The organism is Chryseobacterium sp. NG-CE01, assembly GCF_055695505.1.
The window spans coordinates 2,769,545-2,784,048 of record NZ_CM146369.1 but is presented as its reverse complement, the minus strand read 5'-3'; the positions used below and the strand labels follow the sequence as shown (position 1 = coordinate 2,784,048).

Annotated in this window: 12 protein-coding genes; 7 read left to right on the top strand and 5 right to left on the bottom strand. The window is 37.6% G+C overall.

Going from position 1 to position 14,504, the window contains the following annotated elements:
* Complete coding sequence (locus tag ACYT6F_RS12965) at nt 1-3,933, bottom strand: response regulator (protein ID WP_472598086.1); 3,933 nt, start codon at nt 3,931-3,933, stop codon at nt 1-3.
* A 350-nt stretch (nt 3,934-4,283) separates the two neighbouring features.
* Entirely contained in the window at nt 4,284-4,862 is a 579-nt protein-coding gene (locus tag ACYT6F_RS12960; protein ID WP_472598085.1) for a CinA family protein, read from the bottom strand.
* A 486-nt stretch (nt 4,863-5,348) separates the two neighbouring features.
* Here ACYT6F_RS12960 and ACYT6F_RS12955 point away from each other — a divergent pair, with 486 nt between their 5' ends.
* The 7 genes from ACYT6F_RS12955 (at nt 5,349) to ACYT6F_RS12925 (ending at nt 11,248) form a co-directional block, all read left to right on the top strand.
* Entirely contained in the window at nt 5,349-6,005 is a 657-nt protein-coding gene (locus ACYT6F_RS12955; RefSeq protein WP_472598084.1) for a TetR family transcriptional regulator C-terminal domain-containing protein, read from the top strand.
* A 7-nt stretch (nt 6,006-6,012) separates the two neighbouring features.
* Complete coding sequence (locus ACYT6F_RS12950) at nt 6,013-6,495, top strand: DUF1905 domain-containing protein (protein WP_472598083.1); 483 nt, start codon at nt 6,013-6,015, stop codon at nt 6,493-6,495.
* Nucleotides 6,496-6,497: 2 nt separating this feature from the next.
* Nucleotides 6,498-7,814 carry an ABC1 kinase family protein gene (locus ACYT6F_RS12945; RefSeq protein WP_472598082.1) on the top strand — a complete coding sequence of 439 codons (1,317 nt, stop codon included), beginning with the start codon at nt 6,498-6,500 and terminating at the stop codon, nt 7,812-7,814.
* 188 nt (nt 7,815-8,002) lie between these two features.
* A complete protein-coding gene (locus ACYT6F_RS12940; RefSeq protein ID WP_169230861.1) occupies nt 8,003-8,158 on the top strand; it encodes a DUF2256 domain-containing protein in 156 nt (51 codons plus the stop codon).
* Nucleotides 8,110-9,408, top strand: coding sequence for a DASH family cryptochrome (locus tag ACYT6F_RS12935; RefSeq protein ID WP_472598081.1), 1,299 nt, complete (start codon nt 8,110-8,112; stop codon nt 9,406-9,408). Before ACYT6F_RS12940 ends, ACYT6F_RS12935 begins: the two co-directional genes overlap by 49 nt.
* Entirely contained in the window at nt 9,393-10,871 is a 1,479-nt protein-coding gene (locus ACYT6F_RS12930; RefSeq protein WP_472598080.1) for a cryptochrome/photolyase family protein, read from the top strand. Before ACYT6F_RS12935 ends, ACYT6F_RS12930 begins: the two co-directional genes overlap by 16 nt.
* Before the next feature lie 95 nt (nt 10,872-10,966).
* On the top strand, nt 10,967-11,248 hold the full coding sequence (locus tag ACYT6F_RS12925) for a TIGR03643 family protein (protein WP_472598079.1): 282 nt from the start codon (nt 10,967-10,969) through the stop codon (nt 11,246-11,248).
* 106 nt (nt 11,249-11,354) lie between these two features.
* Here ACYT6F_RS12925 and ACYT6F_RS12920 read toward each other — a convergent pair whose 3' ends face one another.
* From ACYT6F_RS12920 to ACYT6F_RS12910, 3 genes are all read right to left on the bottom strand, one after another.
* Nucleotides 11,355-12,602 (bottom strand): hypothetical protein, encoded by a 1,248-nt coding sequence (locus ACYT6F_RS12920; protein ID WP_472598078.1) that lies wholly within the window; start codon nt 12,600-12,602, stop codon nt 11,355-11,357.
* A 274-nt stretch (nt 12,603-12,876) separates the two neighbouring features.
* Nucleotides 12,877-13,497, bottom strand: coding sequence for a flavin reductase family protein (locus ACYT6F_RS12915; protein ID WP_472598077.1), 621 nt, complete (start codon nt 13,495-13,497; stop codon nt 12,877-12,879).
* Between the two features lie 55 nt (nt 13,498-13,552).
* Nucleotides 13,553-14,317, bottom strand: coding sequence for a tryptophan-rich sensory protein (locus ACYT6F_RS12910; protein ID WP_472598076.1), 765 nt, complete (start codon nt 14,315-14,317; stop codon nt 13,553-13,555).
* Between the last annotated feature and the right edge of the window lie 187 nt (nt 14,318-14,504).

Genomic DNA, 14,504 nt, shown 5'->3' with positions numbered 1-14,504 from the left:
TTACTTTATTAAATTTTTTATTATATCTGTTCCTATTCTTATTTCTTCTTTTATTTCGCTATTCATAGCCAAAAAATCCATGTCATCTGCCGTCATCTTTTCCCATTTCGATGCACGTTCCGCAAGCTTGAAAAGTCCTGCAATTCCTCCGGTACCTTTAAGCTTGTGAAGAATCATTTTTATTTCTGCAACGTCTTTCTCTTCAGCTGCCTTTTCTATATTTATTTCTACCTGGCTAAGTTCCTGGATCAGCAGATTGAGAAACATTTCTTTAAAATCGTCATCATCATCACCTATCTGCTCGTTCAGCGTATTGATGTTAATATACTTTTCCGGTTTCATTTCCGATTGATTTTCATTCTGACTGACGTCTGCTTTTTTACTATTATTACCGTTTACGCTGATGTATTTTTCGAGCATTTCCAGAAGGTCTGCCTGTCTTAGAGGTTTAGGAAGGAAATCATTCATTCCCGCAGCGAGACATTTTTCTTTCTCACCCAATACATTTCCTGCCGTAACGCCAATAATCGGTACATTTTCGTATTCCGGAAGCAGGCGTATCTGCTGTGTAGCCTCGATACCGTTCATTACCGGCATCTGTACGTCCATAAGGATAATAGAAAACTGTTTTTTCCTGCATTCTTCCAGAGCTTCCAGCCCGTTAACAGCTTCGGTTAAATGTGCATCCGGAGTAAGAGATTTCATCATCCTGTTGTTCAGCACCATGTTTACAGGATTATCGTCTACCAGAAGAACTTCGAGATTATTCATAAAGGAATAGGAGTCGTCTTCCATCGTTTCCTGAGGAATCACCTCGATTACATTACTCTGTGCGACCCTTCTGAGGGTTTTATATAAGTCATCTGATTTAATAGGCTTCAGAAGGAAATATGAATTTTCTTCTTTGCGGAATGAATTGATCACATCATGTTCTTCTGAAGAAGTATGAAGCACGACCAGCGGGGAAATTTCATTTCGCTGATTAAACAGCTCCCTGATTTTATCTATGGTTTCCAATCCTGAAATAACGGGCATATGATAATCCATCAAAATCACATCGAAGCGCTCGCCTTTCAGCAGGATTTGTAGTGCTTCCATTCCGTTGGCGGCCAGTGTGGATTCGATATTTTTATAAGCAAGCATATGCTGAAGAATGATCCTGTTAGTTTCATTATCATCCACTACCAAAGCTCTCTGGATGTTCATATCATCATCTTCCCGTAGTTCTGATATTTCATAAGGAATTTCAATATCAAAGAAAAACACGGAACCTTTTTCCGGTGCGCTGATCAGCGACAGATGGCTTCCCATATATTTCAGAATATTGTTCGAGATGGTAAGCCCGAGACCTGTTCCGCCATATCGTTTACTGATGGAGCTGTTTTCCTGGGTAAACGCATTAAAAATATATTTCTGCTTTTCAACAGGAATACCGATTCCTGTATCCCGTACAGAGAACCGCAGGGCAATATTTTTATCATCCATGCGTAACTTCTCCACCTTCAGCTCGATCTCTCCTTTTTCTGTGAATTTCACAGCATTACCCAAAAGATTGATCAGGATCTGTTTTAATCGGGATTCATCGATCAAAAGCGTTTTCGGGAGTCCCGGCTCAATGTTCAGAAGAAGCTCAATATTCTTTTTCTGGGACTGATATAAAATGACATTGATAACCTGGCTCAGCATGTCATAGACATCACTGCTCTCAATTACAAGTTCCATTTTCCCGGATTCTATTTTAGAAAAATCCAGAATATCATTGATGATATTAAGCAGGTTTTCACCTGATTCATTGATGTAATTCAGGTATTGGGTCTGTATCTCGTTCAGCGGTGTCCTGAGGAGAAGATCAGAAAATCCGATTACACCATTTAACGGGGTACGGATCTCATGGCTCATATTGGCTAAAAATTCTGATTTTGCCTTGCTGGCAAGATCTGCTATTTTCTTGGCATTCTTCAATTCTTCATTTACATGTACGGCATGTGTAATATTCTGTATAGAAACTATAACGCCGCCTACTTCATCTTCCGTAAGATACCACGGTCCTACTTTCAGGTCGTAATGCTGAAGTTCATCCCTACCATCTATCTTCATGGTAAAGTCTTCATCGATGTGGGTTTTTCCCAGCAAGGCATTTTTATAAATTTCTTTTCTTTCTTCGGGAACATCAGGAGATATGGTGAATAGGTTTTTACCGATAAGATCCATATCATCCATATAGAATTCTTCTTTCCAGCGGGTACTTACCGAAACATAGTTAAGGTCTTTATCAAACATGGCCAGAGGAATCGGCACGTCGGTTACGAATGACTGCATCATGGCTTCTTTTCTGGCCACTTCCAGAAACATTTTCTTAAAGACATCAATATCCTGAATGATTCCAAAAACCCTGTTGCAGACATCGCCGTCAAATTCGGGGATTCCTTTTACTCTTACCCAGATCGTAACACCGTCATTGCGAACCAGCTGGAATTCTTCGTCAAAGGGAACTCCTTCTGTTACAGCTCTGTCGAATAAATACTTCATTCGCTCTCTGCTTTCTTCTTTATAAAATCCGAGAGCATTTTCAAAATCCGGCTGGAAATTATTTTTGATCTTATGAATCTCTTTAGTACTCTGAGACCAGAAAACATTACCGGTTTTCATCTTTACTTCCCAGCCTCCTACCTGGGCAACAGAGCTTGTCTGCTCCAGCATTTTCTTAGTATAGATGAGATCTTTTTCTAAGGTCATTCTTTCGGTAACGTTGAGGGCAGTGCTCACAACATACGGTTTTCCTTCTTTATCGATCTCGACCAGATTGTGGTACATCCATATCAGTTCTTCCCCTTCTTTTGTTTTCAGGATCATGGTTCCGAAATCTTCTTCGTTCTGATTGATGCGCTCCAGATACTGTTTCAGCAACAGCCAGTTTTGCTCTGGTACAAGATCTTTAAGATTCAGGCTTTTTACCTCATCTGCAGAATAATGCAGTGTTTCCCTGCCTTTTTCGTTTACCGCCAGGATATTTCCTTCCATATCGTGCATGCTCATCAGGCCAATAGCATTTTCAAAGAAACTCCGGAAGCGTCTTTCTGAGCTTTCAAGCTGCTGTCTTTCTTTAATCTGCTGCGTAATATTTGTTCCGAAGCAGAAGATTTCAGAAAATTTCTGATTTTGTGTAAGATACCATTCTACAACAACTGAAGTTCCGTCCTCCATTTTGGTAGATGTGGTAAAGGTGATTTCTTTCCCCCCGTGCGGTAATTTCTGAATTTCAGGGAGTGACTTCAGATCCTGTTTTAAAAGAGCGAGAAAACTATGTTCAACAGCTTTTTCCTTAGAAATTGAAAAAACTTTTTCAAAAGAAGGATTCACATCTTTAAGCATGAAATGATTATCCAGAACACAGATCAGATTGTTTGAAATATTAAATGTCTGGTGAAAATATTCTGCATTTATGGTCTCTCTGCTGTTCATCAGGAGATTTGTAACAACTTCTCCAAGTTTTTTAAGTGCAGATATCTGGTTTTCCGTTAATGTTTTAGGTTTAAAATCGATCACACAGATCGTTCCCAGTGCAAATCCTTCGTCGTCAATAAGCGGCACGCCGGCATAAAACCGAATTCCTCCTTCCAGAATCAGCGGATTATCTGAAGATCTTTCATCCAGGAGCGTATCATTAATAATCACGACTTCACCACTCGCTACGGAATATTGACAAAGCGTATTCTTCCGTTCTACAGAATCCATAGAAAGTCCTATACAGCTTTGTATTCTTTGCGTGTCTGCTTCCATTATTGATATAATAGAAGATGGACAGTCTGTGATAAGACATGCCGTTTGTGCAAAAACATCCAGTTGGGGGTCTTTAGCAAGTTTTATGAGATCAAGAAGCTCCAGTTTTTTTATTCTTTCGGCTTCGTTGTCGGGAAATGGATAGCTATTCATAATTGACAACTAATTTCTTTAGTAATGTTAAATATAATTAGAAAATTGCTAAAAAAATAGTTTTTTATAAAGTTTTGGTATTATATCACATTAAAGAGATTAGCATTTTTCAGGGTTTAAAACTAATAAAAATTTGCCTGAGTATCAAAAATTTGAGTTATATATGGGTAGATGTGGTATATTTTATACGGTCATGTATTAAAGAATCAAAAAAGCTCCCCAGATAAATGAGGAGCTTATAGAAGTGACTGCAAAATGAAGTGTATAGATATATCAAAGATATATGATATGTGACGGAAGGTTTATGATCGCTGTCATATTGTACTGTTTTCATTCACATTTTTATCACTTTAAGATATCGACTTTTTCTCCCTTTGCTTATCCAGCTCAAGTTTAAGGCATCCCAATATAAATTCTGTGTAATATAACTGTGCATTTACCTGCTTTGTTCTGGAATGCAGATCGAGTTTCTCGGAAAGAATCACCTGCCCTCTATACACAATAGAAAAATAAGCATATAACTTTTGATTTGACTCCGGTACGGGTGTCGCATATCCTGTAACAGCAATTGACCAATCGGTTTTAAATGTTTTTGCCACATTGAGGGCCATCGTTTCAGCGATATTGGGAGAAACACAGTCACAGGAGGCAGCTTCAGCCTCATCCACCTGTAAAAGTTCTACCTTTTGTTCAAGCGTATATGCAGTGATGCCTCCTTTAAAAAATTGTGAAGCATCTTTCATCTGCGAAAAAGAGAACTGGAGAAATCCGGAAGTTACGCTTTCCGCTAAAGAGATGGTTTCTTCTTCCTCTAAAAGGTAGTTTCCGATGTATTCAAACAGGTTTTGCAGTTCTATAATAAAATATATAAGTGATCTTACGGAGAGTTCTTCTGAACTGACTCCTATTTTTGAATGTTTTAAAATCATTAATTCTGTGTATTTTGTAATTCTTTATTTTAAGGATCTGAAATGGCCTCATCTCTTTTGTGCTGCACTCATGATCATATCCGGTTTCTTCTGTACATCTCCTACATCTGTCCTGCAATTTTTAAAGTATCATAACAAAGCCTGCGCCAATAAATGCTTTCCGATTAATGCTCATGCAGATAGTCGCTTTAACTTTTTTAGTTCTCGCATAAAAACAATTGCAGTAATGTAAAATGATTATACAAAAGGAATCCGGATGAATTTTATTCAATTTAGTTAATGTGCGCCTAAATTGTTATGATTATAATCAGTTTGAATATGTTTTTAATTTCCTGCGGCAAATACCGAAAAAACAGCTTGAATGTTTGATAAAGAATGCAGACAAAACATGATTTAAAAATCACATCACTTATATAGTATAAATTAATACCATATTATATTTAAAAATAAAATTTATTACTATTTTTACATGTAAATAAATCAGTCATGGAAGAACAGACAATTACTCAAGAAAAAATATTTGAATTATATGGCGACTATCTTTTAAATCATGGAGAAAAGCCAAAAAATGTTTACCTCTTCGCCAAAGAAAACAACTTCGAGGAAAAAGAATTTTATCATTATTTTTCAGGATTTGATCATATTGAAAAAGAGATACTGAACCATCTTTTTATAAAATCAATTGAGTTAGGCGCCGAAGTTAACTCCTCCGAAGGAATTTCTACCAAAGAAAAGCTCCTGAATATCTATTTCATTTTCTTTGAAAATCTTACAATTAACCGTTCTCTTATACTTTCAATTTTAGGGCCGTATAAATTTCAGAATATAAAAACCCTTCAGAACCTTCGTGAAACACACAGGCAGTTCATCAGAACACTGGATTTTAATGAATGGGAAATGATTGAAAAAGCAAAGGAAGATATCAGGAGATTCAACGAAAAATCAAGAGAAGAAGTCCTTTGGCTTCATTTGGTTTCCATTATTAATTTCTGGAAAAATGACACATCGCCGGACTTTGAAAAAACAGATATTTTCATCGAAAAAACCATTGATACCGGTTTTGAGCTGGTAGACAACGAGCCGCTTAGAAAAGTTTTTGACCTTGGAAAATTCCTTTGGAAGGAAAAATTTAAAATGAGCTAAATACGGTATGAAAGGAGATTTTAAAGGGGAACAAATCGTGCAGCAGCTTGATAAGAGAAAAGGAGGTTACTTTTTTCTTACAGTAGATGCAGAAACGGTTGAGCAGCTTAAACGTAAGAAGCAAACAAGACTGATTTGCAGATTGGACCATACAATTTCCTTTCAATGTGGACTAAATCATTCCGGAGACGGTAATTTTTTCATCATCATTTCTTCGAAAAATATGAAATTAATTAACAGAAAATCCGGCGATACCATTTATTTTGAAATTACCGAAGATCCCAACCCGTTAGGCGTTGAAATCCCTGAAACCATACATATCTTACTGGAACAGGATGATGTGCTAAAACAAAAGTTTGAAGCCTTTACAGACGGAAAGAAACGAAGTATTCTTATCCAGATAAACAAAATAAAAGCGATTGATAAACAGATTTCAAGAGCGATTGAACTTATTAACAATCCCGATATCGGAAGACCCAAGAAATTGTAGAAATGAAAACATTAAATAAAATCCCCACAGGAAAGATTGAACGGACCAGCAGCCTCCTGAAAGCCGGCGCAAAAGTCGGTGTCAATTACCTGAAATATTACGGCAATAAAATCACGAAAGACGAAGATGAAGCCCGCAAAATTTTAAATGAAGATAACGCTTCAGATATCTACGATTCACTGAAAGAGCTGAAGGGTTCCGCTCTCAAAGTTGCGCAAATGCTGAGTATGGAGAAAAACATCCTGCCGGTGGAATATGTAGAAAAATTTTCGCTTTCACAGTTTTCCGTTCCGCCTTTGTCGGGTGCGTTGGTGAAGAAAACGTTCAGGAAGTACTTCGGAAAAAATCCTGAAGATATTTTTGATGAATTTTCTTCCGAATCTGTAAATGCGGCGAGTATCGGGCAGGTGCATACCGCAAAAAAGGGCGATAAAAAACTGGCGGTAAAAATACAGTATCCCGGTGTAAGAGAAAGTATTTCCAGCGATCTGAAGATGGTAAAACCGATTGCGATGAAAATGTTTAATATTAAAAAAGAAGGTTCGGAATCTTACTTCCAGGAAGTGGAAGATAAATTGTTTGAGGAGACCGATTACAATCTGGAACTTAAAAGAAGCCGGCATTTTGCAGAAGAATGCAAGCATCTTCCGAATGTGAAATTTCCACACTATTATCCCGAATATTCCTGCGAAAAAATCATCACGATGGACTGGATGTCCGGGCTGCATTTTTCGGAATTCACCAAAAAACAAAACACTCAGGAAGACGTAAATAAAATCGGGCAGACACTCTGGGATTTTTATATGTACCAGATGCATGTCCTGAAAAAAGTTCATGCCGACCCACATCCCGGCAACTTCCTGATTTCCGGGAATAAAGAATTGCTGGTTATTGATTTTGGCTGTATCAAAGAGATTCCGGAGGATTTTTATATTCCTTATTTCGAGCTTGCCAAAGAAGAAAACCTTAAAAATCCTGCAATTTTCCGTGAGAAATTATTCACACTCGAAATTCTTCGCGAAGAAGATTCTGAAAAGGAAAAAGAATTTTTCTCTACGCTGTTCTACGAATTGCTGGAACTTTTTACAAGACCTTTCAACCGGGAAATATTCGACTTTTCAGATGAATCTTTCTTCCGGGAAATTGCCGATCTGGGACAGAGATATGCCAAAATAAGTGATATGAAAGGAATGAATACCAACCGTGGTTCAAGACATTTTATTTACCTGAACCGGACATTTTTCGGGTTGTACAATATGATGCACGATCTGAAAGCGAAAGATGTGGCGATTAATAATTTTAAAAATTATTGTGAGTAAGGTTTAACCGCAAAAGCCACAAAAGATTTTCGATGTTTTATAAGTTATTCAAAAGTGCAAAAAAGGTTGAAACGATTGTATTAGGATAAATAAATCAGTAACAGGTCGCTCCTACGGAGCTCTCGCTTAAAAGATGAGCGACATGTTAATATTACAATTGTATTTGAATTAAAATTTAATAAAAGAATATGCCTTCAGGATTACCGTCTAAGATCTGTGAAGTCTGCGGACTGCCTTTCAACTGGCGGAAAAAGTGGAAGAAAAACTGGGACGAAGTAAAATATTGCAGCGAAAGATGCCGGAAAAACAAAAAATCAATATCCTCTGGTTCACCCAGGATTTGAGAACGAGAGATTCTGAATCGTTATATAAAATCATGCAGGAAGATTTGCCTTTTCTTGCCGTCTATGTTTTTGACGCTGACTTTTTTGACCAAAAACAATTCGGCTTCAGAAAAATCGGGAAATACAGGGCAAAATTTCCTCTGGAAAGCGTACAAGATCTAAAGCTGAATTTAGCCAAAAAAAATATTCCTTTTTTAGTAAAATACGGCAGAACAGATGAAGTCTTCAAAGAAATTTCCGGAGAATTTGAAATCGTAAAAATTTTCTGTCAGGAAGAATGGACGAAAGAAGAGCTGGAGCTGCAAACAAAAATTCATCAGATTGTTCCGTCTGCTTTTTGGGTAAAATCCTACTCACAGTTTCTGATTCATCCGCTTTTTGTTTTTAAAACACTGGGTAAAATTCCGATGCTTTTTACGACATTCAGGCAGAAAATTGAGAAAAACCTTCTGATTCGTCCGGAATTTGAGTCGGAAAACCTGATATACCGTAAGACTGAAATTCATTTTAAAAGTGACGAAATTACCCTTCCATCCTTAGGTTTTAATGATTTTAAAACAGATAAAAGAAGCGCTTTTCCTTTTTTTGGTGGTGAAAATGAAGCCCTGAAAAGGTTAGATTCTTATTTTTCAGCAACTAAAAACATAAGCCGGTATAAAGAGACACGCAACGGACTCACCGGAACAGAATACAGCTCGAAATTTTCTGCCTGGCTTGCTAATGGAAGTATTTCCGTCGTTACCGTTTATCATGAAATTAAAAGATACGAAAAAGAATTTGGAAGTAATGATTCTACCTATTGGCTGATTTTCGAACTGCTTTGGCGGGACTTTTTCAGGTACGTTTCTTTACAGCATAAAGATTTGATCTTCAGTAAAAACGGAATTACGAACAGACAATACACTGCTGAAAACAATGATAAACTCGTCTTTCAATGGAGAGAGGGAAAAACATCTTCCGATTTCATAAATGCAAATATGCTCGAATTAAAAAATACCGGCTGGATGAGCAACAGAGGGCGGCAAAACGCGGCTTCTTATTTCTGCAAAATTATGAAGCAGGACTGGAGAATCGGCGCAGCGTATTTTGAGGAAATGCTGATTGATTATGACGTACACAGCAATTACGCCAACTGGATGTATCTTGCCGGAACCGGAAATGATAACCGTGACCGGACTTTCAATCCTGAAAAGCAGGCAGAACTATATGATCCCAAGCAAGAATTCCGAAGATTATGGCTAATACAGTAAAACATACCGCCCAGCTTATTTTTCCGCATCAGCTTTTTAAGGATACTGATTATCTGGATAAAAGTCAGCCTGTGTTTCTGGTTGAAGAATTCCTATTTTTTAAACAATATTTATTTCATAAACAGAAGATCGCCTTTCACAGAGCGACCATGAAGTTCTATGAGAATGAACTGGAAAAATCAGGCTTCGAAGTTGAATATATTGAAAGTTCATCAAAATTTTCGGATATCAGAAATTTAATTCCGGAACTTGAAAAAGAACATTTTGAAATAATCAAAACCACAGATGTATGCGATAATTGGTTAGAAAAAAGACTCAAAGAGACGAAATTGAAATTAGAAATTCTCGATAGTCCTCTCTTTATCAATACCAAAGAAGAACTCAAAGATTATTTTGAGGGTAAAAAATCCTACCATCAGACCGATTTCTACAAACAGCAGCGCATTACCCGGAATATCCTGATGAAAGCAGGAAAACCGCTTGGCGGAAAGTGGACTTACGACACCGAAAACCGGAAAAAATATCCGAAAAACAGGAACGCTCCTCCTGTTCATTTCCCGGAAAACAATGAATATTACGAGGAAGCTAAAAAGTATACCGAAAAGCATTTTGCGGAAAACTACGGAACACTGACCGATGAACAGCTCTACCCCACTACTTTCAGAGAAGCTGAAAAATGGCTGAAACAGTTCCTGAAAATACGTTTTCATGAATTTGGCTTTTATGAAGACAGCATTGTTGAAAAAGAACATTTTCTGCATCACAGCGTCCTTTCTCCCTTGATGAATGTTGGGTTGTTGACTGCCGGGAATGTACTGTTAAAAGCCATTTCGTTTGCTAAAGACAACGATATTCCGGTAAATTCTCTGGAAGGATTTGTTCGCCAGATTCTGGGTTGGCGTGAATTTGTGCGTGGTGTTTATGTGTATCAGGGAACGTATCAGCGGAATAAAAATTACTGGAAACACAACAAAAAACTTCCGGAATCTTTTTACACGGCAAAAACGGGAATCCGCCCGATTGACAGTTCGCTCCGGAAGATTCTGAAAACCGGCTATGCACATCATATTGAAAGACTGATGATTTTTGCCAATTTCATGAATTTATGCCGGTTCAATCCGGATGAAGTGTATCAGTGGTTTATGGAGATGTTCATTGACTCTTACGACTGGGTGATGGTTCCGAATGTTTACGGTATGAGCAGTTTTTCGGATGGCGGAATAATGAGCACAAAACCCTACGTCAGCGGCAGCAATTATATCAAAAAAATGAGCGATTATCCCGATGGTACCTGGGCAGAACAATGGGACGCCCTTTTCTGGAATTTTATTAATGACCATAAGAATTTCTTTGCTGAAAATCCGAGATTGGGAATGATGTTGAGAACATTAGAAAAAATGCCGGAAGAAAAACGAAACCAGCATTTTAAAACGGCAAAAGAGTTTATTGACAATTTTAAATAAATTTTACCGCAAAGTCACAAAGAACTGATTGAAAATAAAATGTAACATCGGGCTAAAGCCCGACGCAATTTGATGAAATTATAAATTCAATAAAAATGAACAAAAACCTCAACATACAGGAAATCGACAGAATCATAGAAATGGCGTGGGAAGACCGGACGCCGTTTGAAGCAATAAAATTTCAGTTTGGAACCAGTGAATCGGAAGTGATCGAACTCATGCGGAGCGAGCTTAAAGAATCAAGTTTCAGGCTTTGGAGAAAAAGAGTGAATTCGGGAGTAAGCCGGAAACACCTCAAAAAAAGAAGTGAAGAAATCAGCCGGTTTAAATGCAGCAGACAAAAAGCGATCAGCAATAATAAAATTTCAAAACGATAATGAAAATCAAAAAAACCAAAGCAAAAAATTCTGCTTTGGTTTAATTAATTATTTGATTTAAGTTCTATTGATTTTTTATGATCATTATTATCTGATTTCTAAATTTCTATTCATATTTAGAAAAATCTACCGCAAATATACACCTGTTGACCTGGCTTCCGTTTTGAGCTCCGGCATTAGGCTCATACTCCGTCAGACTCCATAAATAGCCATATTGAGATTCATAATAAAGCGATTCTGCTCCATACGGCCATCGGTAACGAACGGTATCATCGGCTCCGTCTGTATAACGCGCCAATCTCGCATTTGAGCCGTAAGAATTGCTTGGAGAGCCAGTACACGATAGCCACGTTCTGTTTCCTTTCCGGAACACGCCCTGTATGCCATGCGCATGATTATCCGCAAAGAGACTATTCTTTGGAGCGACTTCTACGATTCCTGTGTTTTGAAGCATTCCGCTTGCATTAATGGGAAAACCAAATATTTTAGGAACAATAGAAGCGTCGGCACTGCCTGCATAATATTGCCCGGTCCACAACTGAGTTCCTTCATCATTGACCTGTACAGTAGAAAAAGGATTGGCATTATTGATTTTTTGGTAACCGATCTGTGGCAATATATAGCGGTAATTGAAAGCGAATAAATTGCCGTTAGCATCTTTTCCGCACTTATCATTGGTTGTATCGCCTGTACTGACTTCAATTATTTTATTCAAATCGAAAACGCGAACCCCTAAATTCGTACTGCTTAAATATATTTTACCTTTAAAATATGCAATTCCACCGGCGTGTACATTTAACGGTGCATAGGAACCATATTGCGAATAGGCGGTTGTATTTGCCGGAATATCCGGCTGCACCAACAGAATATGACGGTAAGTAAGATAAGTACTTGAGCTCGGGCTGATGTCAATGAGTGTAATCCGGGAGCCTTTAAAACCTGCATCATCTTTTGCATACCAGCTTACCAGAAGATAACGGACGCCATCTTTGGTAAATCCTGCAATTCCCTGCGGTCTCCAGATTGATGTCGTTTCATCATCGGTGTTCCAGCGGATTCCTCGCACCCTGTTTTCTTCAGGGACGTTGAATCCGTAGACCTCGGTGTAGGCATTTCCGCCGATCGCCTGACGGTTTTTGTCAACCTGAGACGGGTTTAAAAAACTAAAACCGGAATTGATATAAGCACTTGTGTCAACATAAGGATTGACCGTAATATCTGCAGCTTCTTTACCTGCAGTGTTTTTTGCTGAAAGTTCTTCTTCCACTGAAGCTGAGGCAAATTCATCATTCTGACATCCGACGCCTGTCAAGGCAAGCAAAAGCATCCATCCGAGGACCTGTTTCTGAATCATAAGTAATTTAATTTTTAATCGTTATAAATTGCTTGCGAAACTATCGGATTCTCTTTTTATTCAGATCTCGTAAGCGTTAACTATGTATTAAATTTATGATTCTATATTCAGGATAAGATGTGACTGAAGTTAAATTTACTATTTGAAATCAGTTAGCCGCTGATAACATTTAAAATAGCATTATATACGGATTCACTATCAATGAAAATAAAACTAAGATGATCCTTTTAAAATTATATAAAAACTATCATTTTTTATTTTTTCATCCTATTTTTCACTCAGGTTTTGCGTACTTCATTCTTTTTATCAACTGGGTTGAATGATAGCCGTCTAGAGAAGAACCCGCAATCGTACCTGCCTTTTCAATATCAAAAATACCCTGATCTGCATCCCAGATTTCATCCGGGAAATAAAGCTCTGCAATCTCGCCGATAATCAGTTGGGTATTGTTAATTTGAACAGGGACAATATCCTTCAGGCGTAACCCGATTTGAATACGAGAATCCTGAACATAGGGCGCTGAGAAATTATTTTTATAGTCAGCCTTCAATCCTACAGCATCAAATTCCGACTGTTCTTTTTTATACCGTGCTGAAGTCTGGTGCGCTTTTTCGAAAATATCTGCATTAACGTGATTAATAGTATAGCATCCTGTTTCTTTTATATTTTCCAGCGTATGCCTTTCGACGGAATCAGGCCGGGAAATAAAACCCATTAAGGCAGGATCGGCTCCGAGATGTATTACAGAATTAAAGACCGCGAGATTGGTTTGACCGCCCTTATCTACCGTTCCGATTAAATTAAGACTTTTAAAACCGCTTAGGGAATTGATCAGTGCTGTTCTTGCCCTCTTCTCCATATTGGCAATCTGCTGGTTGGTAAAATGTGTTAACATCAATGAGTGAAATTATTTTTTTATTGATTACTATTAATATGATTTTGCTAAACTTTCAAAACACCGCTCTCTTTTTTAGCATTTTAAAAACAACATTGACTAAAATGAATACTGCAGTTACTATGGCCGAAATATACACTGTATAATTAGAATGCTGATTGGCGACCGCAATAGCGATCAATGCCCACACCGCCACTAATGCAAACACGCTCATATTCATCTTCCAGATCATATATAAATGGATTACCGCCGCAATAACGAACATGGAGATCGTCCAGGCAGTTTCGGAAATCCCGAAGCCTGTCCAGTCGATTTTTTTCAGATATGCTGCTGTATTTGCAATCAGTGCTACGGAAATCCAACCCGAATAGATATAAAAAGGCCAGCGAAGGAAAATTGCTGTTTTAAAATCTCCGGATTCTATAAGATCCCGGTTGTTGAGAATAATTTTAAGTAAAGAGATAAATAAGACAACCATAACCGGAATTGTAAGTAAGGTATATTCATATAGCCATGTAAATATCCAAAGGCTGTTTGCAATGCATGAAATGATAAACCACCAGCCAACATTTAAAACAACTTTTTCTTTGGCATCCGTATTTTTCGTGAATGGTCCGTAATAGATCACAAAACCTAAAAGACCCAGATAAATTAGTCCCCAGATGGAAAAAGCATATCCTGCAGGGATAAACAGATTCTGAAATTTTGCAGAAATACTGCCCATCGTTTCACCATTCAGGATTCCGGTGTTTGAAAGGTAGTTGATACCAATTGTCGCAACCAGAGCGACGATATTTAAAATCTTGAGTAGCCTTGCCATAATGTATTTTTTAGAGCGCTTTTTAGAATTTATTTTACCGTTAAATTACTGATTTTTTTTTTTAGCCGGAACTATCAAAAAAGTAAATTATCAGAGACAATATCGCTAACTTTTGGGGTATATTTTTTGAGGGTATCTTATCATAGTGTATCCAAAAAAAATAATTTGAAAAAATAATTGTACTCAC

Bases quoted from the DNA above. Each gene is read 5' to 3' on its own strand.
- ACYT6F_RS12945 (WP_472598082.1), top strand. From the start codon at position 6,498: ATGAAAACATTAAATAAAATCCCCACAGGAAAGATTGAACGGACCAGC.
- ACYT6F_RS12930 (WP_472598080.1), top strand. From the start codon at position 9,393: ATGGCTAATACAGTAAAACATACCGCCCAGCTTATTTTTCCGCATCAG.
- ACYT6F_RS12910 (WP_472598076.1), bottom strand. From the start codon at position 14,317: ATGGCAAGGCTACTCAAGATTTTAAATATCGTCGCTCTGGTTGCGACA.
- ACYT6F_RS12935 (WP_472598081.1), top strand. From the start codon at position 8,110: ATGCCGGAAAAACAAAAAATCAATATCCTCTGGTTCACCCAGGATTTG.
- ACYT6F_RS12920 (WP_472598078.1), bottom strand. From the start codon at position 12,602: ATGATTCAGAAACAGGTCCTCGGATGGATGCTTTTGCTTGCCTTGACA.
- ACYT6F_RS12955 (WP_472598084.1), top strand. From the start codon at position 5,349: ATGGAAGAACAGACAATTACTCAAGAAAAAATATTTGAATTATATGGC.
- ACYT6F_RS12925 (WP_472598079.1), top strand. From the start codon at position 10,967: ATGAACAAAAACCTCAACATACAGGAAATCGACAGAATCATAGAAATG.
- ACYT6F_RS12940 (WP_169230861.1), top strand. From the start codon at position 8,003: ATGCCTTCAGGATTACCGTCTAAGATCTGTGAAGTCTGCGGACTGCCT.
- ACYT6F_RS12965 (WP_472598086.1), bottom strand. From the start codon at position 3,933: ATGAATAGCTATCCATTTCCCGACAACGAAGCCGAAAGAATAAAAAAA.
- ACYT6F_RS12915 (WP_472598077.1), bottom strand. From the start codon at position 13,497: ATGTTAACACATTTTACCAACCAGCAGATTGCCAATATGGAGAAGAGG.
- ACYT6F_RS12950 (WP_472598083.1), top strand. From the start codon at position 6,013: ATGAAAGGAGATTTTAAAGGGGAACAAATCGTGCAGCAGCTTGATAAG.
- ACYT6F_RS12960 (WP_472598085.1), bottom strand. From the start codon at position 4,862: ATGATTTTAAAACATTCAAAAATAGGAGTCAGTTCAGAAGAACTCTCC.